Genomic DNA, 22,189 nt, shown 5'->3' on the forward strand with positions numbered 1-22,189 from the left:
CCGGCGGGCGCGGGATGAGTGTTGCGTGGGAAAGTTGCGGCCGGATGGTCCCGGCCGGGCGGCCTGGCCCGGCTAGACGGCTTCGACGGACTTGATGCCGGGAACCATCTTCTTGACGGCGCGCTCGATGCTGCTCTTGAGCGTCATCTGTGCCATGGGGCACCCCTTGCAGGCTCCGGACATGCGCACCTGCACGATGCCGCTGGGCAGGATGTCCACCAGTTCAACGTAGCCGCCGTCAGCTTGCAGAATGGGGCGCACGGTATCAAGCGCCTTCTCGACCTGTTCTCGCATGGCTCCCTCCGGGGCTGGCGCGTCAGGATGGGCGTCAGCCGATCTCGATCATTCTTCGAAAAGAAGGCCCGCCATCAGCTTTTCAGGGTCGCGCCGTTCGGGGACGGTCTCCAGGGGGATGCTGCCTTCGTTGATTTCCTTGGAGACGTAGAGTCCGCAATAACAGGCTCCAAATTCGGCCACATCCGGTTCGCGGTAAACGCAGGGGCAGAGGATGTCCTGATCCAGTTCGCGCTTGCCTGAAGCCAGGCGGCAGGGGCAGGCCATGTAGCCGTAACGCTCGCGGTTGATCAGCAGGCTTTCCATGAGATCAAGAACGAAGGCTTTGTCCTTGTTGAAGAAATAGCCTTTGGCTTCCTGCAGGGGCCGCAGTTTCTCGTAGAGTTCTTCGGGAGTCATCATCTCTCCAGGGCTTCCTTGATCTGATCCTGCTTGAAGCCGACAATGGCTTCCTCGTCCACGAGCAAGGTCGGAAAGGAAAGCTTGGGATTGATTTTCTTGATGGCCTCGATGATCTGCTTGCGTTCATCGCCTTCGAGCTTGTCGACGAAGACGCAGTCGTATTTCGCACCGCAGTCGTCGAGGTACTCTTTTGTTTTCTTGCAATGAACGCAGGTGCTTAATGCATAGAGCGTGATGGCTTTGTCAGGCATGGATCCTCCTTGCTATGTCGTGGGCGTTGCGATAGCCCTTGGCCGTCTCTTTGATTGGGATGCTATAAAGATTAATCGCCCCGCCGTCCACGCCGGGATGGGGCATATCGCGGGAGAACATCATGCGCGAAAAATTTTTGGTTTTCGGGTCGCCACGAATCAGTGAGGATGAGATCGAAGAAGTCGTCTCCTGCCTGCGCAGCGGCTGGATCGGCACCGGTCCCCGGGTGGCCGAGTTCGAGCGGCGCTTTGCGGCCTACAAGGATGCCGAGCATTCCGTGGCCGTCAATTCCTGCACCGCCGCCCTGCATCTGAGCATCCTGGCTGCCGGGATCGGTCCCGGCGACGAGGTCATCACCACCCCGCTGACCTTTTGCGCCTCGGTCAATGCCATCATCCATGCCGGAGCCACTCCTGTCCTTGCCGACGTGGACCCCCGCAGCATGAATATCGACCCCCAGAGCGTGAAGGCCAGGATCACCTCCCGCACCAAAGCCATTCTGCCCGTGCATTTCGCGGGCCGGGCCTGCGACATGGATCCGCTCTGCGCTCTGGCGAACGACCACGGCCTGACGATCATCGAGGACTGCGCCCATGCCATCGAAACCGAATATCATGGGCGCAAGGCCGGGTGTTTCGGAGATTTCGGTTGCTTCAGTTTCTATGTTACCAAGAACATCATCACCGGCGAGGGCGGGCTCATTCTGGCCAGGAAACCCGAGCATGCGGCCCGACTCAAGGTTCTGGCCTTGCACGGCATGTCCAGCGACGCCTGGAACCGTTTTGGAGATTCGGGCTACAAGCATTACCTCGTGACCGAAGCCGGTTTCAAATACAACATGATGGACTTGCAGGCGTCCCTGGGTCTGCGCCAGCTCGACAAGGTCGAGCCCTACTGGCAGCGGCGCGGGGCGATCTGGGCCCGCTACATGGAAGAGCTGTCGGATTTGCCGCTGACTTTGCCCGCGCCGGTTGAAGAGGATACCCGGCACGCATATCACCTTTACTCGGTGATGGTGGATGAAGAGCGGGCCGGAATCAGCCGCGATGCCTTCCTGACGGCCATGACGGCCCGCAAGATCGGAGTCGGCGTGCACTATCTCTCCATCCCCGAGCATCCCTATTATCAGGAACGCTTCGGGTGGTCGCCGCAGGATTATCCCCATGCGCGTGATATCGGTCGCCAGACCGTGAGCCTGCCCATTTCGGCAAAGCTGACGGATGAGGATGTGAGTGATGTGATCGGTGCCGTGCGTCAGGTTCTGGCCAAATCCTGAACCTGCGGCAGGGGTAATTTTGGTTTGAAATGATGCAGAAAAGCCGGGTTAACCGGCTTTTCTGCGTTTCTGTCACGCGGGGTGACGCAGTTTTCGCCCAAAACTCCAGCGTTCCAGCCAGAACAGCAGCACCGCCAGCCAGACCATGCCGAAGCCCGTGAACTGGGTGCGGGAGAAGGGTTCATGGTACATGAAGACGCCGATCAGGAACTGGATGGTCGGCGCGATATACTGCAGGATGCCGATCATGGACAGGGGAATGCGGTGCGCGGCGGCCGCAAACATGACCAGCGGTGCGGTGGTGACCACGCCTGCGCCCATGAGCAGCAGGTCCGAGCCGCCTTCGGCGTGCAGGAACGCTCCCGTGCCCGAGAGTTCGCTCCAGCCAAGCCAGGCCAGGGCGGGGGCAAGGAGCAGCCCCGTCTCCAGGGTCAGGCCTTCAAAAGCGCCCAGCGGCGCCTTTTTTTTGACCAGTCCGTAGAGGCTGAAGGTTATGGCCAGGGTCAAGGCAATCCAGGGCAAGCGGCCGTAATCGAAGGTCAGATAGATCACGCCCGCCGCCGCCAGCCCCAGAGGCGCCCATTGCAGGGGTCGAAGCCTTTCGCGCATGAAGAAGACCCCAAGCAGCACCGAGAGCAGGGGGTTTATGAAATATCCAAGGCTCGCCTCCACGATATAGCCCGCGTTGACGCTCCAGACATAAATGAACCAGTTCACGCCGATGAGCAGGCTGGCCAGGACATAGCTTCCCCATACGGATGGACTCAGGCTGCTGCGCAATCTCGCGATGCGCCGGGTCAGGACCAGAAAGATGGCCAGGACCACGAAAGACCACGTTATGCGGTGGCAGAGCAACTGGGAGGTGGGCACGTGGCCCAGAAGCTTCCAGTAGATGGGCAGCATGCCCCAGCTGGCGTAGGCTCCGATGGCGGCGACAATGCCCGGGTTCATGCTGTTTTCCCCGTGGCGAAGCGAAAGGTGGACATGCGTGGCCTCTTTGACACTCAGTGCCATTCAATATGGTTTGGTCCGAGCTGCCTCATCTGGGTTTGCACCCATTGCGCCCTTTGCCGCAGATAGGAGGACGGGCGGGCGGGCGAAAATCTGTCGGGGCTTGGCAGCACCGAGGCCAGAAGCGCCGCCTCGCGGGTGGTCAACCCGGCGGGAGTCTTGCCGAAGAATCGCTTGGCCGCTGCCCCCACTCCGTAGGTGCCGTCACCGAACTGGGCGATATTCAGGTAGACTTCCAAAATTCTTTCCTTGGACCAGAGAAGCTCGATCAGCACCGTGAGACCGGCTTCCAGGGCCTTGCGGACATAGCTGCGGCCGGACCACAGAAAAAGGTTTTTGGCCGTTTGCTGGGAGATGGTGCTTGCCCCGCGGACGTTCTGGCTCTTTTTGTTGTGCTTCACGGCTCGCGCGATGGCATCGAGGTCGAAGCCGAAATGGTTCGGGAAGTTCTGATCCTCCGCCGCCACCACGGCCAGCGCCATGTGCGCCGGAATGCGCCGCATGGGCGTCCATTCGTGCATCACAGCGGGACCGGAAGCCGGATCAAGCAGCCGTTCCACCTGGCAGGTGATAATGAAGGCGCTGGTGGGCGGTGGAATGAAACGAAAGATCAGGATGACAACCACGATGCCCGGCAGGATCCAGCCGGCCGCCTGCAGGACGCGGCGAAGCGGGCCTCTTGATGCGGCGTGCTTTTTTGCGGATGTGCGCGACCCCCCGCGCCGGGGAGTGGAAGTGGTTGTCTTGCGTGCCATGTTGGAGCTAGTGGATTTGAAATGGATGGCGGCGTACCCGGCCACCGCTTGTGCGCCGGTGTCATGCCAAAGTCAATCCGCCTTGCGATCCGTCAAACAAAGGATGAATACATGAATGACCTGAACAATGAAACTCTGGCCACTATCCACGCCCGACACAGCATCCGTCAGTTCGCGCCGCGCGACCTGTCCGAGGATATGCTCATGGCCATGCTCGATGCCGCCAACCAGGCTCCTTCCGCGCATAACCGCCAGTCCTGGAAATTTGTCATTCTGGAAGGGGAGGCGAGAATCAATCTGGCTGACCTGGTCTCTTCGGCGTCCAAGACATTCCAGAAACCGGCCTCGTCGCTATTGCGCATGGCCGCGCGCAGCATCGCTTCGGCTCCGGTGACCATCGCCGTGATCAACACCGGCGATCTGATCAGTCACGGCACGGAGCTTTTTCATGTCGACCGTGAGATGGCCTTTGATTTCTTTCGCACCATGGAGATCCAGAGCTCGGCCGCGGCCGTGGAGAATCTGCTGCTGGCCGCGACGTCCATGGGTCTTGGCGCGGTGTGGCTTGGCATTCTCTATCTGATCAAGGACGAGATCCTGGCTTTTCTGCAGGAGCCCAAGGGCGAATTCATGGCCGTGATCCCCGTGGGACATCCCGTGCGGCCGACCCAGGGACCAAGCAAGAAGCCTCTTCAGAACGTGATCAAGAAAATCTGAACTTCGAAAAGGGGGAAGGGAGCATGGCGCAAATGCGTATCGAGACCGACAGCATGGGACCAATCGAGGTGCCGGGGGATCGCTACTGGGGCGCGCAGACCCAGCGTTCCCTGAAATACTTCCGCATCGGCGGCGATCTCATGCCGCAGGAGATCATCCACGCCTTCGGCATCCTGAAGCTCGCTTCGGCCCAGGCCAATCTGGAGTTAGGCAAGCTGCCGTCCCATCTGGCCGAACCCATCATGGCAGCCTGCCGGAAAGTCGCGGACGGGAAGCTGGCCGGGCATTTTCCCCTGCATGTCTGGCAGACGGGCAGCGGCACCCAAACCAACATGAACGTGAACGAGGTCGTCGCGAACCTGGCCATCGAGATGCTCGGCGGGGTGCTCGGCAGCAAGACGCCCGTGCATCCCAACGATCACGTCAACATGTCTCAGTCGTCCAACGACACGTTCCCGGCGGCCATGCACATCGCATCGGCCCTCATGCTCACGGGCGAGGTGATTCCGGCCGTGACGGCCATGCATGACGAACTGGCGCGCAAGGCCGGGGAGTGGGACGGCATCGTCAAGATCGGCCGCACCCATTTGCAGGACGCCGTACCCATGACCCTGGGGCAGGAGTTCTCGGGATATGCGGCCCTGCTGGAGGACAATCTGGAGCGGCTGCGGGGCTGTCTGCCGCATCTGTGCCGGCTGGCCCTGGGAGGGACGGCGGTGGGCACGGGCCTTGGCGCACACCCGGATTTCGCCCGGGTGGCCACGGACCGGATTGCCGAACTTACGGGGCTGCCGTTCGTGCCTGCCCCGAATTTCTTCGCGGCCCTTTCGGCCCATGACGCGGTGGTCATGGCTTCGGGAGCCATGAAAACCCTGGCCGGGTCGCTGATGAAGATCGCCAACGACATCCGCTGGCTGGCCTCGGGCCCGCGCGCGGGGCTGGGCGAGCTGATCCTGCCCGCCAACGAGCCCGGCTCGTCCATAATGCCCGGCAAGGTCAACCCGACCCAGTCCGAGGCCATGGCCATGGTCGCGGTGCAGGTCATGGGGCTGGACGCGGCGGTGGGCATGGCCGGTTCCCAGGGCAATTTCGAGCTCAATGTCTTCAAGCCCGTCATGATCTTCAACCTGCTGACAGCCATGCGCCTGCTGACCGATGCCTGCGCAAGCTTCACCGCCCACGCGCTGACGGGTCTTGCGCCCGACGAGGCGGTCATCGCCAGCCATGTGGGAAATTCGCTCATGCTGGTCACGGCCCTATCGCCGGTCATCGGCTACGACAGGGCCGCCGAGGTGGCGCACAAGGCGCATGTGGAGGGCACAACCCTGAAGGCGGCCTGCCTGGAACTGGGCTATCTGGACGGGGGGGCCTTCGACACCCTGGTCGATCCCATGCGGATGGCCAGGCCCCACGAGAAGGGTTGACGGCCGTATTCCGATGCTCGGGATTCAGGCGCGGCAAGGAAGAAAGTCGTGAGACTGCTACGCCCCGTTTTTGTCCTTGAGAGTGAGTTCCGCCAGCCGGATATACTTATGGAAGGCGTAGAAGAATGAGTTGATCGCCAGCACGAAACCTGCCTTGCCGTCCAGAAAACCCCGCCGGAAGAAATAGATCTTCAAGAATCTGGCCAGTCCGTGGCCCATTGCCGTGGCCACGCCCGCCCGTTTTCCCTTGGCGTGCATTTCTTCGGCGGCGATCTGCGTGTAGTAGTTGATCTTTTCCACATGCTGCTTCAGGTTTTCGTAGGGGTAGTGGATGATGTCTCCGGCCAGGCGCCGGGTCTTTCCTTTCGTTTCAAACCCGTAGTGCGGCCCGGAGACATGCACTCCCGTGTCGGCCAGCCTGAAGACGCGGGGCAGCAGGTCCGGATACCAGCCGCTGTGGCGCAGGAAGCGGTCGAAATAGTAGGAGGTGCGGGGGCAGAGAAAGGCGCTCGTGTTCCCCGGGTCCTGCAGCGCCTGGATGACGGACGCCCGCAGTTCGTCGGACAGGATCTCGTCCTGGTCCAGCGAGACCACCCAGGGGGTCTCGATGTGTCCGAAGGCGAACTCGAACTGCTTTTTGGGTCCGGGCCAGGGGTTGACCAGCACCTGGGCACCATGAGCGGCGGCGATGTCCGCCGTCGCGTCCGTGCTGCCCGAGTCCACGACCAGGATCCGGTCGCAGAAACTGAGGGACGCAAGACATGCGCCCAGATGCCGTGCTCCGTTCAGGGTCAGGATCAGGCCTGTGACTTCCGGCTTAGCCAAGGCCTTTCTCCTCCAGACCGCGCAGGATGGACTCGAACACGGCGTCCGGATTCCGGCCCGCGTCAACGACCAGAAAACGGCCGCGATGCAGGGCGGCCCAAGTCAGGTAGCCTTCACGGATGCGGGTGTGAAAGGCCATGCTTTCGGCTTCGAAGCGGCCCTCGGTGGCGGCCTTGTTGTCCTGCATGTTGCGGGTCAGGGCGCGCTTGAGGCCGATTTCCGGTTCCACGTCCAGCAGGATCGTCACGTCCGGCCAGAGCCCTTGCACGGCCACGTCGTTCAGGTGGTGCAGGAGGCTCGGGTCCAGGCCGCGTCCGTAGCCCTGATAGACCACTGTGGAGTCGGCGAAGCGGTCGCAGATAACGGTCCGGCCGTCTTCCATGGCCGGACGGATGACCGAGGAGACGTGCTGGGCGCGGTCGGCCAGATAGAGAAAAAGTTCGCTGGTGGAGGACAGGTCGCTGTTCTTGGGATCGAGCAGAATGCGTCTGAGCTCCTTGCCCAGGCGGCTGCCGCCGGGCTCAAGAGTGTGCAGGACATCGTGTCCCTGACGTACGAAATGTTCGATGAGTTTTTTGCACTGCGTGGATTTTCCGCAGCCCTCCATGCCTTCAAAAGTAAGAAACATGCCTCCTCCTCACTGGTTGCCGGATGTTGCGGTGATGCCCATGGCCTTTAAAAGGGGCGATTCCTCGGATTTGGGCGCCGCTTTTTTGGGCGTTTTGGGCTGCGGTTCTGCTGTCCTGGCCGCAACCGGCGTGCGCATGGGCTGGTACAGGTAGCGACCAAGGGTGCGGTGATATTCGCTCCAGCCGCTGACTTCCTCGCCGTCGGGGGCGGTCAGAGCTCCATGCACGGTATTGATCTTGGCGTCCAGATTGTCCGCGTAGTGCAGGACGAAGGCTTCCGCGGTCTGGGGCAGACAGGGAGAACCAAAGGCCAGCTCGCCATGATGTGCGACGATGAGATGCTTCAGGTGCATGGCCAGCTCTTCAGGAAGGTCCTTGGTCTTGCGCAGAAAAGGCTCCAGGACCTCCAGCCCGATCTGGATGTGCCCCAGCAAACGTCCGGCATCGGTGTATTCGCGGCTTATGCCGTGCGAGAGTTCGAAGGCCTTGCCCAGATCGTGGAAAAGCGCGGCCACGAGCAGGATCTCCCGGTCGATCCCCGGATAGAGCCGGGACAAGGAACTGCAGATGCGCATGATGGCCAGGGTGTGCTCAAGGAGCCCTCCGGCGTAGGCATGGTGGATGGCCTTGGCTCCGGGCGCGCTCAAAAGGGACGTGCGGATGCGCTCGTCGTGCAGCACGCTTTTGCACAGGGCCTTCCATGGCTTGAAGGTCAGCTCGGAGCCGAGGAACTCTTCCATTTCCAGCAGAAGCTCCTCCGGGGGAATGGCTGAGGAAGGCAGGAAGTCGGCCATGTCCAGGCCCGCTTCGCGCGGGTCGATGACGCCCATGTCGTTGACGTTCATCTGCAGCTGGTCCTTGAAAGAGGCCACCTGGCCGCTTACGGCCACGAATTGCTCCGCCTGCAGGGCTTCGAATTGCTGACTTTGGGGATACCAGATTCTGGCCTCGATGTTGCCGGTACGGTCGGTCAGGGTCAGTTGCCAGTAGGGGCCGTTCTTGGCTTCCTTGCGCTGGGCCTTGGAAAGGGCAAACACCTCGGAAATCGAATTTCCTTCAGCCAAATCGCGTACGTATGTTTTTTTGTGCTTCATTAAGTTGCTATTCCTGCATGCATGAGGTAATGGCGCAAACGAAGGCGATGTCGATATTTTCTAAGATAATTGGGCAGTTGCACAATATTCAAAAGACTTTCGCGTGCTCGTTTCCCACTTCGTCTACAGGCAAGTTTTCAACTTTGGCAAGAGGCCGGACGTATCCGGCCGGATTGACGACCAGAATTGGCGGGGCGTGTCCTTTTTTCATACCCACGAAAGAAACCCCAACACTTTATCGAGCGGTTATGTCCAAAAAGAAAGGTCAAGCAAAGGTGACGATTTATCCGGATTGGTGTAAAGGCTGTGGGATATGCGCGGCTTTTTGCCCGTCCAAGGTGCTCGAACTCTGGCCGGACGGCAAGGCACATGTGGTGCGTGAGGAAGACTGCGTGAATTGCGGATTCTGCGAGCTGCATTGCCCGGATTTCGCGATCTCCGTTACCCCCAAGGAGGTCAGCCGCAGAAAGACCGACGCGTTCGATGCCGCCAAGGGCGGGCCTCTGGACCCGTCTGCCGGCACCGACCCAGGTCCGGAGGAAAATGTTGGAACACCTAACCGGGAAGACGAACATGGCGACAAAAAAGCGTAAGAGAACGGAAATATTCGCACTCGGCAATGAAGCGGTGGTCGAGGGAGCCCTCCTGGCTGGTTGCAACTTCTATGCGGGCTACCCCATAACCCCGTCCACGGAAATCGCCGAGGTCATGTCCGCGCGGCTGCCTCTGGTCAAGGACGGGGTGTTCATCCAGATGGAGGACGAGATCGCCAGCATGGGCGCCATCATCGGTGCGTCCCTGGCCGGCCGCAAGGCCATGACCGCCACCTCCGGGCCGGGCTTTTCCCTCATGCAGGAGAATCTGGGCTACGCGTGCATGACCGAGGTGCCCCTGGTCGTGGTCAACGTCATGCGCGGAGGGCCCAGCACCGGCCTGCCGACCAGTCCGGCCCAAGGCGATGTACAGCAGGCCCGCTGGGGCTGTCACGGGGACCATCCCATCATCGTCCTTTCGGCCAGCGACGTTCAGGAATGCCTGGAAATGACCGTCGTGGCCTTCAATTTCGCCGAAAAATACCGCACGCCCGTCATCCTGCTGCTCGACGAGATCACGGCCCACACCCGGGAAAAGATCTCCATTCCCGGTCCCGAGGATTTTGAGATCCTGGCCCGCGTGACCCCTTCCATGCCGCCGGAGTGGTACGTTTCCTACGAGGAAACCATGCGCGGGGTTCCGGCCCTGCCGCCCCTCGGTTCCGGGTACCGTTTTCATGTCACGGGCCTGACCCACGACCAGAACGGATTCCCCACGTCGAAGCCCGACGAGGTCAAGGCGCTGATGCACAGGCAGTTCCGCAAGATCGACCAGTTCTTCTACGACATCCAGCTTTTCGACGAGGTCAGCTGCGAGGATGCGGAGGTGGTCGTTTTGGCGTACGGTTGCGTGGCCCGTTCGGCCGAGCTTGCCGTGCACATGGCCCGCGAACGAGGGGTCAAGGCCGGGCTGCTGAAGCTCAAAACCCTCTTCCCCTTCCCCAAGACGGCAGTGCAATCCCTGGCGCGGCAGTGCAAGGCGCTCATCGTGCCGGAGATGAACATGGGGCAGATCTCGCGCGAGGTGAAGCGGGTCAACAACGGCCTGACCCACGTCATCACCAACAACCGCGTTGACGGCCAGATCATCACTCCCTCGGAAATCTTCAAAAATATCATGCAGGCGTGACCATGGCACAGGTAACACAACTCATTCACGACTATCTCAGGCACAACAAGAAGTTTCCCCACGTCTACTGCGCGGGCTGCGGCCACGGCATCGTGCTCGGCTCCCTCATCCGCAGTGTGCATCGCCTGGGCTACGCCAAGGACGATGTCGTGCTCGTGGCCGGCATCGGCTGCTCCGGGCGCATGGCCGTGTACGTTGACTTCAACACCGTGCACACCACTCACGGCCGGGCCCTGACCTTCGCCACGGGCATCAAGATGGCCAACCCGGCGCTCAAGGTCATCGTGGTCATGGGCGACGGCGACGCCATGTCCATCGGCGGAAACCATCTCATCCATGCGGCCAGGCGCAACATTGGCTTGACGGCGCTGGTGCTGAACAACAATATCTACGGCATGACCGGCGGCCAGGCTTCCCCGACCAGCCCCGAAGGGACCGTCTCCGCGACGTCGCCTTTCGGTCAGCTCGAACGCAGCTTCGACATCGTGGACATGGCCATGGCCAGCGGCGCCAGTTACGTGGCCCGCGGCACGGTGCTGCACGCCAACATGCTCGACGGGCTCATCTGCGACGCCCTGGAGAAACCGGGTTTCAACCTGGTCGAGATCCTGACCCCCTGCCATACCCAGTATGGCCGCAAGAACAAGTTCAAGACCGTGGTGGACATGTACCAGTGGTACAAGAAAAACACCGCCAAGCTTGATCGGTATGCCCAGCTCGCCCCGGAAGAGAAGGGAAAGTTCACGCCCATCGGAGTGTTCAGGGACGAGATGCGGCAGGGTCTGGAAGTGCGTTATGAGGAACTGCGCAACAAGCTTCAGGAGCAGCGAAATGCCTAAGCAGCACGAACTGAATCGATTTGAAATACGGCTTTCCGGCACGGGCGGCCAGGGCATCCTGACCCTGGGCAAGATCATGGGCCAGGTGCTGGCCATAGATCACGGCTTTCACGTCACGCAGACCCAGAGCTACGGCCCCGAGGCCCGGGGCGGAGCGAGCCGGGCCGATCTGGTCATAAGCTCACACAGAATCAGCTATCCAAAGCCCGTGAATCTTGACATGCTCGTGGCTCTCAGTCAGGAGGCCTGCAACCTGTATTTTCGCAACCTGAAGCCCACCGGCTTCCTGTTGGTGGATACCTCGCTCGTGACCCAGACTCCTTCCAACATTTATTGGGGGCTGCCGTTCACGACAATGGCCCGGGATAAGATCGGCCTGCCCCAGACGATGAACATAATCTGTCTTGGGGCGCTCAGTCACTTTTTGCCGTTCATGAATTTCGCCAACGTGAAAAAGGCCCTGGCATCGGTCCTGCCGGCCAAGATCCTGGACGTGAACGTCAAGGCTCTGACCCTTGGGCACAGTCAGGCCAAGAAACTTTATCCGGACGCACCCGAAAAATGGACATTCTCCTCACAAATGACGACGGAATCAGAGCAGTAGGACTGCGCGCCTTTTACGGCGCCTTGATCAAGGCCGGACACAGGGTGCACGTGGCCGCACCCATGACCGAGCAGAGCGCGGTAGGGCATTCGGTGACCCTGTTTTCTCCACTGAGGGTCAAGCAGGTGGAGGAAACGGGGTTTTCCGGCCTTGGCATTTCCGGCACTCCGGCGGATTGCGTCAAGCTGGCATTGAGCCACCTGCTGCCAAGGCGCCCGGACATGATCGTGTCGGGAATCAACTCAGGCGCCAACGTGGGAGTGGACGTGCTCTATTCGGGCACGGTATCCGCGGCCACCGAAGGGGCCCTGGCGGGCATCCCGGCCATGGCGGTGTCCGTGGACGATTTTCATCCTGAAGAGCTTTCCGCACAGGCCGAATACGCGGTGCGGATGCTTGACGGGGAATTCTGGACTTCCTTTCCCCGTCATTGCGTGCTGAATCTGAATTTTCCCGCCGGGCCGTTTGAAAACGCCAAGGGGCTCAAGGTCTGCAGTCAGACCTCGTCCACCTACCGGGACTGGTACGACGAGAGAAACGATCCCAGGGGAAATCCATATTACTGGCTGTGCGGGATCATCCCGCCGGAAAATGTGGAGCCCGAATCGGATCGGGGATATCTGAGTCGAGGTTACATCACCGCCACCCCTTTGACTTTTGATCTGACTCATGCCGGATATCTGGAAGCATTGACCCGGCATCTGGCCAAGAACGAATAACCGCCTTTCAAGGAGACGATCATGCCCCTGACCACACCCAAGGAAATGTTTGCCCGAGGTTACGCCGAAGGCTTTGCCGTCGGTGGTTTCAACGTGAACAACATGGAGATCATCCAGGGTATCATGGAGGCCGGAAACCTCGAGAAATCCCCTCTCATCCTGCAGGTTTCCGCCGGCGCCCGCCGCTACGCCGGACAGGGGTACATCATCAAGCTCATGGAGGCCGCCCTGGCCGACAATGATCTGCCGGTCTGCCTGCACCTCGACCATGGCCAGAATTTCGAAATTTGCAAGGAAGTCATCGACGGCGGCTTCACTTCCGTCATGATCGACGGTTCGCACCTGTCCTTCGAGGAAAACATCGCCCTGACCAAACAGGTCGTGGCCTATGCCCACGATCGTGGCGTCTGGGTCGAGGCGGAGCTCGGACAGCTCGCAGGCGTGGAGGACGACGTGGATGTGGAGCACAGCGTGTACACCAACCCGGATCAGGCAGCGGAGTTTGTCGGCCGCACGGGTTGCGACTCCCTGGCCATTGCCATCGGCACCAGTCACGGGGCCTACAAGTTTGCCGGTGAGGCCAAGCTCGACTTCGATCGTTTGGAGAAGATCAAGGCCCTGCTGCCCGGTTACCCCATCGTGCTGCACGGCGCGTCGTCCGTGCCCCAGGAATTTGTGGACATGGCCAACCAGTACGGCGCCAAGATCGCCGGGGCCAAGGGCGTGCCCGAAGACCTGCTGCGCAAGGCGGCTGCCTCGGCCGTGTGCAAGATCAATATCGACACCGATATCCGTCTGGCCATGACCGCCACCATCCGCAAGTATCTGGCCGACAATCCTTCCCATTTCGATCCGCGCCAGTATCTGCTGGTGGCCAGGGACGCAGTGCGGGACATGGTGGCACACAAGATCAGGAACGTTCTGGGTTCATCCAATAAAATCTAAGAGGAAAAGAATATGGCTGTCAAAATCGCACTCAATGGTTTTGGTCGCATCGGGCGCTACCTCGCACGCATCCTGGCCGGAAACCAGGATGTGCAGCTGGTCTGCGTAAACGCCCGCGGCGACAACGCATCTCTTGCGTATCTGCTCAAATACGACTCGGTTCACGGCACTTTTGCCGGTGATGTCGAGCCCAACGAACAGGGATTTCTGCTGAACGGCAAGCAGGTGCTGGTCACCCGCAACGCTCCGGACGCCTGGGACTGGAAGGGTGTCGACATTCTCGTAGAGTCCACGGGCAAGTTCAATGATCGTGAAAACTGCAAGAAGCATCTGGCGGCCGGAGCAAAAAAGGTGCTCATCTCCGCCCCCTGCAAAGACGCCGATCTCACCGTGGTCATGGGCGTCAATGACGGGCTCTACAACCCGGCCGAACACCTGATCATCTCCAACGCCTCCTGCACCACCAACTGTCTGGCTCCTGCGGCCAAGGCGCTGAACGACACTTTCGGCATCAAGCACGGGCTCATGACCACCATTCACTCTTACACCATGAGCCAGCGCATGCTCGACGGCACCCACAAGGACATCCGTCGCGGGCGTGCCGGGGCCATGAACATGCTGCCCACGACCACGGGCGCGGCCAAGGCAGTGAGCCTGGTCATCCCGGCCCTGGCGGGCAAGCTCGACGGCATGGCCGTGCGTGTGCCCACGCCCAACGTGTCCCTGGTGGACCTGGTCGTGGAAGTGGAGAAGCCGACCACGGCGGCCGAGGTCAACGCGATCCTGAAGGCCGCGGCCAGCGGACCCGAAGGCGGGGCCATGGGCTACACCGAGGTTCCGCTCGTTTCCATGGACTACGTCGGCAGCATCTACGGCGGTGTGGTCGACGGCCTGTGCACCTCGGTCATTAACGGAACCATGGTCAAGATCATCGTCTGGTACGACAACGAGGCCGGCTTCACCAACCAGCTGCTGCGCCTGGCCAGGATGGTCGGGGCATCCGTGTGATTCTCTGAGTGCGATGCCATTCCAGAACGCCCGGCCAGTCCGGGCGTTCTGCTTTGAAGCTCGGCTTGCAATTCAGCCGCGCCTTTTCTAGTCTCCATTTCCCCGATTTTTGAAATCCTCGTTTCCCTGAGAGTACCATGAGCGGTTTTACCCATCTGCATTGCCATTCCGAGTACAGCCTTCTTGACGGCGCCATCCGCCTCAGGGACCTGTGCGCCCGGGCCGTTGATTTCGGCTTTTCCTCGGCCGCCATCACAGATCATGGCAATCTCTTCGGTTCCGTGCCTTTCTATCTCGAAGCCAAGAAGCACGGCATTAAGCCCATCATCGGCAGCGAAGTCTACATCGCCGACGACATGCACGAGCGGGAGAACAAGAAGCGTTTTCACCTGGTTCTACTGGCCCAGAACCTCATCGGCTACCACAACCTGGTCAAGATTGTGTCCGCCGGTTTTCTTGAGGGGTTCTATTACAAACCCCGCGTGGACAAGAAATATCTGCGCGCCCACTCCGAGGGCCTCATCTGCCTTTCGGCCTGTCTGCAGGGCGAGGTGCCTTATGCTCTGCGACACGGCACTTTCGACAGTGCCCTGCTCAAGGCCAAAGAATACATGGAGATCTTTCCGGACCGCTTCTATCTGGAGTTGCAGTCCAATGGCCTGAAAGAGCAGGAGGTCGTCAACGACAGGCTCATGGAGCTGGCCAGGGAGACGGGCCTGCCTCTGGTCGCCACCAACGACTGCCACTATCTGAACAAGGACGACTACGAGGCCCACGACATCCTCCTGTGCGTGGGCACGGGCAAGATCGCATCGGAAAAGCAGCGTCTCAAGTTCGACACCAACGAATTTTACTACAAGGCCCCCGAAGAGATGGAGGCCGCCTTCGCCAACTGTCCCGAGGCCGTGGAAAACGCGGGCCGCATTGCGGACATGTGCGAGGTGGAACTGAAGCTCAAGCAGCATTTCTTCCCGGTCTACGACGTGCCCGAGGGCGTGACCCTGGACCAGGAATTTCGCCGCCTGTCCGAAGAGGGGCTAAGGGAGCGCATCGCCGCCCTGCCTTACGAGGTGGACGAGGCCGCTTACCGCGAGCGCCTGGAACTCGAACTCAGCGTCATCATCGAGAAGGGCTTTCCGGCCTATTTCCTGATCGTTCAGGACTTCATCAACTGGGCGAAATCGCAGAACATCCCGGTCGGTCCCGGTCGAGGTTCGGCTGCCGGATCGCTGGTCTCGTACGCGCTCAGGATCACGGACCTGGACCCCATCCGCTACGCGCTCTTCTTTGAGAGGTTTTTGAACGTGGAGCGTGCGTCCATGCCTGATATAGACGTGGATTTCTGCTACAACAGGCGCGACGAGGTCATCCGCTACGTCTCGGATAAATACGGGGCCGACCACGTGGCCCAGATCGTGGCTTTTGGGACCATGAAGGCCAAGGGCGCCATCCGCGATGTGGCCCGGGCTCTTGATGTCAGCCTCAAGGACGCCGACCGCATCGCCAAGCTCATCCCCGAAGACCTGAAAATGACCCTGACCAAGGCCCTGGACGAGGAGCCTGAGCTGCGCACCCTCATCGACAGCGACCCGCAGTACAGAAAACTCTACGATGTCGCCCGGCGCCTTGAGGGCCTGGCCCGGCACTCGTCCATCCACGCCGCCGGCATCGTCATCTCCCAGAAGCCCATGGTCGAGTACCTGCCCCTGCACAAGGGCAAGAACGGGGAGGTCGTGACCCAGCTCGACATGAAGAAGGTCGAGCTTATCGGGCTCATCAAGTTCGACTTTCTGGGCCTTAAAACCCTGACCGTCATCGACGATGCGCTCAAACTCATTCGCAAGAACAACAAGCCCGTGCCTGTTCTTGAGAAACTCCCCCTCGACGACCCGCAGACCTTCGAACTTCTGTGCCGTGGCGAGACGGACGGCGTGTTTCAGCTGGAATCCGACGGCATGCGCCGGGTCTTGCGCGGCCTCAAGCCCTCCTGCTTCGAGGACATCATCGCGCTTCTGGCCCTGTACCGGCCTGGTCCCCTGGAATCGGGCATGGTTGACGATTTCATCGGCCGCAAGCACGGGCTGCGCAAGGTCGAGTACGAGTTCGAGGAGTTGGCCCCCGTGGTCCACCCCATCCTGGAGGACACATACGGCGTCATCCTCTACCAGGAACAGGTCATGAAGATCGCTTCGGATCTGGCCAAGTATTCCCTGGGTGAAGGCGACAACCTGCGCCGGGCCATGGGCAAGAAGGACCCGGCGGAGATGGCCAAGCAGCGGGTCCGTTTCCTGGACGGTGCGCGGGAGAACAACATTTCCCAGGAGGCGGCCGAATACATCTTCGACCTCATGGAGAAGTTCGCGGGCTACGGGTTCAACAAGTCCCACAGCGCCGCCTACGCCGTCATCTCCTATCAGACGGCCTACGTGAAGGCCCATTATCCGGCCGAGTTCATGGCCGCCATCATCACCTCGGAAGTGTCCAACACCGACAAGATCCTGGCTCATGTCAGCGCCTGCCGGGACATGGACATCGAAGTCCTGCCTCCGGACGTGAACCGCAGCTACAACGAGTTCACCGTCGAGGGAGAGTCCATCCGCTACGGCCTCTCCGGCATCAAGGGCGTGGGCGAGGGGGCTGTCGAGTCCATCGTGGAGGAGCGGGAAAAGGGCGGGGATTTCACCAGTCTGCTCGATTTCTGCCAGCGCGTGAATCTGCGCAAGGTCAACAAGAGGGTGCTCGATTCCCTCGTCAAATCGGGCGCCATGGACAGTTTCGGGTGCTCGCGCCGGGCGTTGCTGGAGGGCCTCGACAAGGTCCAGGCCATGGCCCAGAAACGGGCCAAGCGCAAAACCTCCGGCCAGCTCTCGTTCATGGGCATGGTCGAGGAGAACACCTGCAACCTGACGGGGCTCGGCATCGAAGGCGAAGAGGCCGCGCTGCCTGAATTCGGGGATGACGAGAAGTGCCGCATGGAAAAGGAGGCCTTCGGGTTTTTCCTCATCGGCCATCCCTTGCAGCCCTTCCGCCAGGAGATCAGGCGGCTGGGCTACCCGACCCTGGCCCAGTGCGCGGACCTCACCGAAAAATCGCCGGTGCAGATACCGGTCCTGGTCACGTCGATGAAGACCATCAACACCAAGAAGGGTGACCGCATGGCCTTTTGCGGCATCGAGGACCTGAGCGGTTCGGGCGAGGCCATCGTCTTTTCGGAGCCGTACGTGACCTACCGCGAGCTGCTGACCTGCGAGGAGCCCCTGCTCATGACCGGCGTTGTGGCCAAGCGCGACTCCATGAACGAGGAGAACGAGGACGGGCCCAAGAAAGCCAAGGTTCTGGCCGAGTCCTTCAAGCTGCTCTCGGAGGTGGTCGGATCGGGCACGGAGCCGGTGGTCCTTTTCGTGCGCGCCGAGGGGCAGGACCCCGACTGGGCCGGGCTGGGCGAGATCGTCACGCGTTATCCGGGGCAGGCTCCGGTGCAGGTCGATCTCGGCCGCGGGGAATACGTGTGCAGGCTCCAGTTCGGGCCGGATTTCATGGTGGCGCCGTGCCCGGAATTTTGGCGTGAATTCGAACAATGGCGATTGGTCCGAACCTAAAGGGAGTGTGCATGACACAAGGGCAATGGCGGCTTCGGGTGAGCTCGGATTTCAGCTCCTCGCATCAGCTGCGGCATTACGAGGGCAAGTGCGAGAACATGCACGGCCACAATTTCACCGTCGAGGTCGACGTGGTCGGCGAGAGCCTCGACCCAAAGCTTGGCATCCTGATGGACTTCAAGGCGCTCAAGCGTTTGCTGAAAGAGGTCACCGACGAACTCGACCACAGGCATCTGAACGACTTGCCGGATTTTGCCGAGCAGAATCCCTCTTCGGAGCTGCTGGCCCGCTTCGTGTTCCGGCGCATGAAAGTCCTGCTGGCCCCGTATCCGGTCCGTTTGGCCGAGGTCATGGTCTCGGAGAAAGCCAGTTCCAGGGCCTATTACTCGGAAGGACCGGCCTGATGCGGGCGGTCCTGCAGCGGGTGCGCTCGGCCTGCGTCCGTGTCCAGGGCTGCACCGTGGGCGAGATCGGACCGGGTATCGTCGTGCTGCTCGGCTTCGGCGGCAACGACACTCCGGACATGGCCGGCGGGCCCGTCTGGAACAGGTTCATGCAGAAGCTCCTCGGCCTGCGGCTTTTTCCCGACGCAGGCGGCCCCATCAACGCGAGCCTGGCCGATCACGGCGGCGGCATCCTGGTGGTTTCGCAGTTCACCCTCTATGCCGACGTCAAAAAGGGCCGCCGCCCCTCCTTTTCCAAAGCCGCTCCGCCAGAGGCCGCGTTGGCCCTGTACACGTCTTTTGTGGCCGACCTGCGCCGGCAGTGGCCGAATGTGGCCGAGGGCGAATTCGGCGCGGACATGGACGTGTCCCTGGTCAACTGGGGGCCGGTCACGATCTGGCTGGACAGCGACGAACTCTAGTCTCTTTTTGGCAGGCATGTTGCTAGCAGTTTTGCGAACGTTCATTTTTTGACAGGACACAGCATGCATGGCTTCATCCGGATTTTCCTCCTCCCACAAGCGGCCAGCGGCACGGTCTGAAACCATGTCCGCCGAGATCGACTACACCGCCGAACCCGCCCGCTTGCCCGACGGATCCGTGGACGTGCGCATCCTGCGCGATGGCCGCGTCCAGCACCTGGGTGGCAGGCGCGGGGCCGAGAACGAATTGCGTCGCGCGGCGGAAATTCCGGCCCGCGGCGTTTTGCCTGTTTTCTTGGGAGCGGGCCTGGGAGTCGGTCTTGCCGATGTGCTGGACAGAACTGCGGGCCCGGTGGCCGTGGTCGATGCCGAAGAGCCCATCGGCGCGTTGACCGGAGTGCCGCAGAAATGGCGCGATGACCCGCGTGTGTTCTGGATCGCCGATGCTGATCCTGCCGCGGCCCTGGACCAGCTGACCCGCTGGCAGATCCGGCACGGCGGCCTGCCTTTCGCCCCGGTGCGTGATCCTTTCTATGTTCGCCTGCGACCCGGTATGTACCGCGATTTGGGCGACCGCCTGGAAGTGAGCCGCAAGGTCGATTTCTGGAGCCAGGCGCGCTATCCCAAGTTCCGCTCCGGCGTCCCGCGAGTGCTGCTGCTGACCAGTTCCTACTTCCTGATGGGCGAGCTCGAGGCCGCCTTTGCCCGCCTTGGCTACGCGACCTCGCTGGTGCAGCTCCCGAGCCAGGAGGTGGGCAGCCAGGAATTCGTGGAGTCCATCCTCTCGGAAATCCTGGCCTTTCGTCCCGACTTCGTGCTGACCATCAATCATCTGGGCGTGGACAAGGAGGGCATCCTGACGGCGCTTCTGGCGCGCATGGAGCTGCCCCTGGCGTCCTGGTTCGTCGACAACCCGCACCTCATCCTCTACGTTTACGAGAATCTGGCTTCGGACTGGGTCACGCTCTTCACCTGGGATGTGGACAATATCGAGTCCCTGAAGGCGCAGGGATTCTCGCGCGTGCACTACCTGCCCCTGGCCACGGACCCGCACCGTTTTGCCTACGCGCCGCACACGACTCCGCTGCGCGATGTCTCTTTTGTCGGCAATTCTATGGTTTACAAGGTGCACGCCAAGCTGCGCCACTATGATTTTCCCGCCGTTCTTCTGGCCGATCTGGAGGAGCTCGGACGCGCCTTCATGCTCAGCGGGGCCCTGTCCGTGGCTCGGTTTCTGGAAGAGGAGCGGCCCATGTACGTGGAGGCTTTCAGGTCCCTGCCCGATGTGGATGCCCGGCTTGCCTTCGAGACTTTGATCACCTGGCAGGCGACACTTCTGTACCGCCTGCAGCGCGTGCGCGAGCTGCTGCCCTTCAAGCCGCTTCTGGTCGGAGATCCGGGCTGGCATGACATTCTGCCGCCGGACGGCTGGACCTATCACCGCGAACTCAACTACTACGCCGACCTGCCCGCATTTTATCCGGCCACGCGCATCAACTTCAACTGCACCAGCCAGCAGATGAAGGGCGCGGTCAATCAGCGCGTCTTCGACGTGCCGGTTTGCGGCGGGTTTCTGCTCACTGACCACAGGCGGCAGATGGAAGCGCTTTTCGAGCCCGGCCGGGAGATTGTCTGTTATCAGGAGCCCGGCGAGATTGCCGACCTTGTTCGCCATTATCTTCGCCACGACGGCGAGCGCGCAAGGATTACCGAGGCCGCGCGTTCCCGCATCCTGGCTGAACACACCTACGACCTGCGCCTTGAGTCCCTGGTCCGGACCATGCGCTCCATCTACGGATAGCCGGTGAAGAAGCCCATCCTGGTCATCCAGATGCAGCGCATGGGGGATCTGATCCTGTCCTTTCCGCTTTTTTTGTGGCTTGAGCGGGCATTTCCCGGTCATCCGGTCTGGGTCATGGCCGAGCCGAGTTTCGCCGGGCCGCTCATGCGCCTCAGCCCGCAGGTGCGCTACTTCAGCCATGGGCAGGGCGCTGCCTTGAGGAGGCAGGCGTTCCATCTGGTCATAAATCTGAGTCACCGCGCCGAAAGCATGGAGCTGGCCGGGAGCCTGAGCTGCGACGCTCTGGTGGGCGGATACATCCGGGACGGCGTGACCCGCATCGAGGGCGACTGGCAGGAATACCGGGCCTCGCTGACCCACAACAACCGGCACAACCGCTTTCATTGGGCCGATCTGAACGCCCTCGATGTCATTCCGCGCCGCATCATGGGTCAGACCTGCTGGCCCGCGCCGCGCAACATGCCGGCCGACATCCGCCATGTTGGCCTTTTTCTCGGTGCGAGCGAACCGGACAAGCGGCCTTGCGCCGCGTTTTGGGTCGAGCTTGTCGCGGAGCTTGAGCGGCGCGGGTTCGTGCCGGTTCTGCTTGGCGGACCCGCAGAGCGGGAATTGTGCCGCGAGGTGCTTCGTCTCTCCAAGCGGCCTGTGGCCAGCGCCTGCGGCAGCCTCGGGCTGGATGCGTTTGCCGTATATGGGCAGAATCTGGCCGCCATGATCTCTCCCGATACGGGCCCCATGCACCTGGCGGCCTGGTCGGGAATCAAGGTGCTCAATCTTTCCATGGGTCCGGTGCACGCCTTCGAAACCGGCCCTTATCAGCCGGGACACGTGGTGCTGCGCAGTTCAGGAGATTGCGTGGGCTGCTGGCGCTGCCGCTTTGAACTTCCGCGTTGCCACCAGCGTTTCAAGCCTGCGCGGGTGGTGCGCGTGCTCGAAGCCATGCTCGGCCGCAAGGGCAAGCTGACGGGCCTGCGGCTTCCCGGACTCGAGATTCTGGCCAGCGGGCGCAAGGACGGTCTCTACGATTTGCTCCCTCTCTCCGTTCGCCCCAAGGCCGGTCAGATGCTGTCCGTATATTGGCAGGCTTTCTGGCTGCACGCTTTCGGCCTTGGCGCAAAGGACGAATGTCTGGCTGCAGCGGGGAATCTGCGGGAAGCCCACGAAGCCATGGTGCGTGTCATGGCGGTCGGCGTCCTTAGGTTTTTGCGCACCGCGAGCAGCGCCCTTGATCCTGAGCGGCTTGTGCGCGAATGGGATCACGCTGCCCTGGCCCTGCGCCCTTTGAGCGGGTACGCCGCCGTTCACCTGTCCAATCACGACTGCTCCCCGGCCAGCCGCAAGCGCGTGCTGGCCCTGGCCGAAGAGCATCTCGGTTTTCTTCGTCAAACGTGATCGCATAATGTTTTCA

At 61.3% G+C, this 22,189-nt stretch carries 23 protein-coding genes; 15 read left to right on the forward strand and 8 right to left on the reverse strand.

Annotated elements, in window-relative coordinates:
• Window positions 1–72 precede the first annotated feature (72 nt).
• Genes CVU60_15060 through CVU60_15070 form a run of 3 tightly spaced genes read right to left on the reverse strand, consistent with a single transcriptional unit; the run spans window position 73 to window position 947 of the window.
• Window positions 73–294, reverse strand: a complete 222-nt coding sequence (locus tag CVU60_15060; GenBank protein ID PKN40655.1) for a hypothetical protein — start codon at window positions 292–294, stop codon at window positions 73–75.
• Between the two features lie 48 nt (window positions 295–342).
• Window positions 343–693, reverse strand: a complete 351-nt coding sequence (locus CVU60_15065) for a ferredoxin:thioredoxin reductase (protein PKN40656.1) — start codon at window positions 691–693, stop codon at window positions 343–345.
• Complete coding sequence (locus CVU60_15070) at window positions 693–947, reverse strand: glutaredoxin family protein (GenBank protein PKN40657.1); 255 nt, start codon at window positions 945–947, stop codon at window positions 693–695. The genes CVU60_15065 and CVU60_15070 overlap by 1 nt, the downstream gene beginning before the upstream one ends.
• 122 nt (window positions 948–1,069) lie before the next feature.
• Here CVU60_15070 and CVU60_15075 point away from each other — a divergent pair, with 122 nt between their 5' ends.
• A complete protein-coding gene (locus CVU60_15075; GenBank protein ID PKN40658.1) occupies window positions 1,070–2,224 on the forward strand; it encodes a UDP-4-amino-4,6-dideoxy-N-acetyl-beta-L-altrosamine transaminase in 1,155 nt (384 codons plus the stop codon).
• A gap of 72 nt (window positions 2,225–2,296) precedes the next feature.
• On the opposite strand, the gene rarD is transcribed toward CVU60_15075, so the two are convergent.
• Window positions 2,297–3,175, reverse strand: coding sequence for an EamA family transporter RarD (gene rarD, locus CVU60_15080; GenBank protein PKN40683.1), 879 nt, complete (start codon window positions 3,173–3,175; stop codon window positions 2,297–2,299).
• 53 nt (window positions 3,176–3,228) lie between these two features.
• The gene (locus CVU60_15085) at window positions 3,229–4,035 is read right to left on the reverse strand and encodes a monofunctional biosynthetic peptidoglycan transglycosylase (protein ID PKN40659.1); all 807 of its coding nucleotides are present in this window, start codon (window positions 4,033–4,035) and stop codon (window positions 3,229–3,231) included.
• A 66-nt stretch (window positions 4,036–4,101) separates the two neighbouring features.
• On the opposite strand from CVU60_15085, the gene CVU60_15090 reads away from it, so the two are divergent.
• Together CVU60_15090 and fumC are read left to right on the forward strand one after the other, a co-directional pair.
• Window positions 4,102–4,707 (forward strand): nitroreductase, encoded by a 606-nt coding sequence (locus tag CVU60_15090; GenBank protein ID PKN40660.1) that lies wholly within the window; start codon window positions 4,102–4,104, stop codon window positions 4,705–4,707.
• A 32-nt stretch (window positions 4,708–4,739) separates the two neighbouring features.
• Window positions 4,740–6,131, forward strand: coding sequence for a class II fumarate hydratase (fumC, locus tag CVU60_15095; protein PKN40661.1), 1,392 nt, complete (start codon window positions 4,740–4,742; stop codon window positions 6,129–6,131).
• Between the two features lie 57 nt (window positions 6,132–6,188).
• On the opposite strand, the gene CVU60_15100 is transcribed toward fumC, so the two are convergent.
• Genes CVU60_15100 through CVU60_15110 form a run of 3 tightly spaced genes read right to left on the reverse strand, consistent with a single transcriptional unit; the run spans window position 6,189 to window position 8,679 of the window.
• A complete protein-coding gene (locus CVU60_15100; protein PKN40662.1) occupies window positions 6,189–6,956 on the reverse strand; it encodes a glycosyltransferase family 2 protein in 768 nt (255 codons plus the stop codon).
• Window positions 6,949–7,584: a dTMP kinase gene (tmk, locus tag CVU60_15105; protein ID PKN40663.1), complete on the reverse strand. Its 636-nt coding sequence runs from the start codon at window positions 7,582–7,584 to the stop codon at window positions 6,949–6,951. The genes CVU60_15100 and tmk overlap by 8 nt, the downstream gene beginning before the upstream one ends.
• A 9-nt stretch (window positions 7,585–7,593) precedes the next feature.
• Entirely contained in the window at window positions 7,594–8,679 is a 1,086-nt protein-coding gene (locus CVU60_15110) for a DNA-binding protein (protein ID PKN40664.1), read from the reverse strand.
• 248 nt (window positions 8,680–8,927) lie between these two features.
• On the opposite strand from CVU60_15110, the gene CVU60_15115 reads away from it, so the two are divergent.
• The 12 genes from CVU60_15115 to CVU60_15170 all read left to right on the forward strand — a co-directional run bounded on the left by CVU60_15115 (window position 8,928) and on the right by CVU60_15170 (window position 22,173).
• Entirely contained in the window at window positions 8,928–9,272 is a 345-nt protein-coding gene (locus CVU60_15115; protein ID PKN40665.1) for a 4Fe-4S ferredoxin, read from the forward strand.
• Complete coding sequence (locus CVU60_15120; GenBank protein ID PKN40666.1) at window positions 9,253–10,401, forward strand: 2-oxoglutarate synthase subunit alpha; 1,149 nt, start codon at window positions 9,253–9,255, stop codon at window positions 10,399–10,401. The genes CVU60_15115 and CVU60_15120 overlap by 20 nt, the downstream gene beginning before the upstream one ends.
• Before the next feature lie 2 nt (window positions 10,402–10,403).
• Entirely contained in the window at window positions 10,404–11,240 is an 837-nt protein-coding gene (locus CVU60_15125; GenBank protein PKN40667.1) for a 2-oxoacid:ferredoxin oxidoreductase subunit beta, read from the forward strand.
• Complete coding sequence (locus tag CVU60_15130) at window positions 11,233–11,844, forward strand: pyruvate ferredoxin oxidoreductase (GenBank protein PKN40668.1); 612 nt, start codon at window positions 11,233–11,235, stop codon at window positions 11,842–11,844. The genes CVU60_15125 and CVU60_15130 overlap by 8 nt, the downstream gene beginning before the upstream one ends.
• On the forward strand, window positions 11,802–12,563 hold the full coding sequence (locus CVU60_15135; protein ID PKN40669.1) for a 5'/3'-nucleotidase SurE: 762 nt from the start codon (window positions 11,802–11,804) through the stop codon (window positions 12,561–12,563). Before CVU60_15130 ends, CVU60_15135 begins: the two co-directional genes overlap by 43 nt.
• A 21-nt stretch (window positions 12,564–12,584) precedes the next feature.
• On the forward strand, window positions 12,585–13,508 hold the full coding sequence (gene fba / locus CVU60_15140) for a fructose-1,6-bisphosphate aldolase, class II (protein PKN40670.1): 924 nt from the start codon (window positions 12,585–12,587) through the stop codon (window positions 13,506–13,508).
• A 12-nt stretch (window positions 13,509–13,520) separates the two neighbouring features.
• Window positions 13,521–14,516 (forward strand): type I glyceraldehyde-3-phosphate dehydrogenase, encoded by a 996-nt coding sequence (gap, locus tag CVU60_15145; protein PKN40671.1) that lies wholly within the window; start codon window positions 13,521–13,523, stop codon window positions 14,514–14,516.
• Window positions 14,517–14,653: 137 nt separating this feature from the next.
• Window positions 14,654–18,115, forward strand: a complete 3,462-nt coding sequence (locus tag CVU60_15150) for a DNA polymerase III subunit alpha (GenBank protein ID PKN40672.1) — start codon at window positions 14,654–14,656, stop codon at window positions 18,113–18,115.
• Window positions 18,116–18,120: 5 nt separating this feature from the next.
• Window positions 18,121–18,519 carry a 6-carboxytetrahydropterin synthase QueD gene (queD, locus tag CVU60_15155; protein ID PKN40673.1) on the forward strand — a complete coding sequence of 133 codons (399 nt, stop codon included), beginning with the start codon at window positions 18,121–18,123 and terminating at the stop codon, window positions 18,517–18,519.
• Window positions 18,519–18,980: a D-tyrosyl-tRNA(Tyr) deacylase gene (locus CVU60_15160; protein ID PKN40674.1), complete on the forward strand. Its 462-nt coding sequence runs from the start codon at window positions 18,519–18,521 to the stop codon at window positions 18,978–18,980. Before queD ends, CVU60_15160 begins: the two co-directional genes overlap by 1 nt.
• A gap of 124 nt (window positions 18,981–19,104) precedes the next feature.
• The gene (locus CVU60_15165; protein ID PKN40684.1) at window positions 19,105–20,781 is read left to right on the forward strand and encodes a hypothetical protein; all 1,677 of its coding nucleotides are present in this window, start codon (window positions 19,105–19,107) and stop codon (window positions 20,779–20,781) included.
• A 3-nt stretch (window positions 20,782–20,784) separates the two neighbouring features.
• On the forward strand, window positions 20,785–22,173 hold the full coding sequence (locus CVU60_15170) for a hypothetical protein (protein ID PKN40675.1): 1,389 nt from the start codon (window positions 20,785–20,787) through the stop codon (window positions 22,171–22,173).
• Window positions 22,174–22,189 lie beyond the last annotated feature (16 nt).

The organism is Deltaproteobacteria bacterium HGW-Deltaproteobacteria-18 (assembly GCA_002841885.1).
In the GTDB taxonomy this organism is placed as follows: domain Bacteria; phylum Desulfobacterota; class Desulfovibrionia; order Desulfovibrionales; family Desulfomicrobiaceae; genus Desulfomicrobium.

Coding starts and splice junctions, on each gene's coding strand:
- CVU60_15060 (PKN40655.1), bottom strand. CDS start 294: ATGCGAGAACAGGTCGAGAAGGCGCTTGATACCGTGCGCCCCATTCTG.
- CVU60_15065 (PKN40656.1), bottom strand. CDS start 693: ATGACTCCCGAAGAACTCTACGAGAAACTGCGGCCCCTGCAGGAAGCC.
- CVU60_15070 (PKN40657.1), bottom strand. CDS start 947: ATGCCTGACAAAGCCATCACGCTCTATGCATTAAGCACCTGCGTTCAT.
- CVU60_15075 (PKN40658.1), top strand. CDS start 1,070: ATGCGCGAAAAATTTTTGGTTTTCGGGTCGCCACGAATCAGTGAGGAT.
- rarD (PKN40683.1), bottom strand. CDS start 3,175: ATGAACCCGGGCATTGTCGCCGCCATCGGAGCCTACGCCAGCTGGGGC.
- CVU60_15090 (PKN40660.1), top strand. CDS start 4,102: ATGAATGACCTGAACAATGAAACTCTGGCCACTATCCACGCCCGACAC.
- fumC (PKN40661.1), top strand. CDS start 4,740: ATGCGTATCGAGACCGACAGCATGGGACCAATCGAGGTGCCGGGGGAT.
- tmk (PKN40663.1), bottom strand. CDS start 7,584: ATGTTTCTTACTTTTGAAGGCATGGAGGGCTGCGGAAAATCCACGCAG.
- CVU60_15110 (PKN40664.1), bottom strand. CDS start 8,679: ATGAAGCACAAAAAAACATACGTACGCGATTTGGCTGAAGGAAATTCG.
- CVU60_15115 (PKN40665.1), top strand. CDS start 8,928: ATGTCCAAAAAGAAAGGTCAAGCAAAGGTGACGATTTATCCGGATTGG.
- CVU60_15120 (PKN40666.1), top strand. CDS start 9,253: ATGGCGACAAAAAAGCGTAAGAGAACGGAAATATTCGCACTCGGCAAT.
- CVU60_15125 (PKN40667.1), top strand. CDS start 10,404: ATGGCACAGGTAACACAACTCATTCACGACTATCTCAGGCACAACAAG.
- CVU60_15130 (PKN40668.1), top strand. CDS start 11,233: ATGCCTAAGCAGCACGAACTGAATCGATTTGAAATACGGCTTTCCGGC.
- CVU60_15135 (PKN40669.1), top strand. CDS start 11,802: ATGGACATTCTCCTCACAAATGACGACGGAATCAGAGCAGTAGGACTG.
- fba (PKN40670.1), top strand. CDS start 12,585: ATGCCCCTGACCACACCCAAGGAAATGTTTGCCCGAGGTTACGCCGAA.
- gap (PKN40671.1), top strand. CDS start 13,521: ATGGCTGTCAAAATCGCACTCAATGGTTTTGGTCGCATCGGGCGCTAC.
- CVU60_15150 (PKN40672.1), top strand. CDS start 14,654: ATGAGCGGTTTTACCCATCTGCATTGCCATTCCGAGTACAGCCTTCTT.
- CVU60_15160 (PKN40674.1), top strand. CDS start 18,519: ATGCGGGCGGTCCTGCAGCGGGTGCGCTCGGCCTGCGTCCGTGTCCAG.
- CVU60_15165 (PKN40684.1), top strand. CDS start 19,105: ATGTCCGCCGAGATCGACTACACCGCCGAACCCGCCCGCTTGCCCGAC.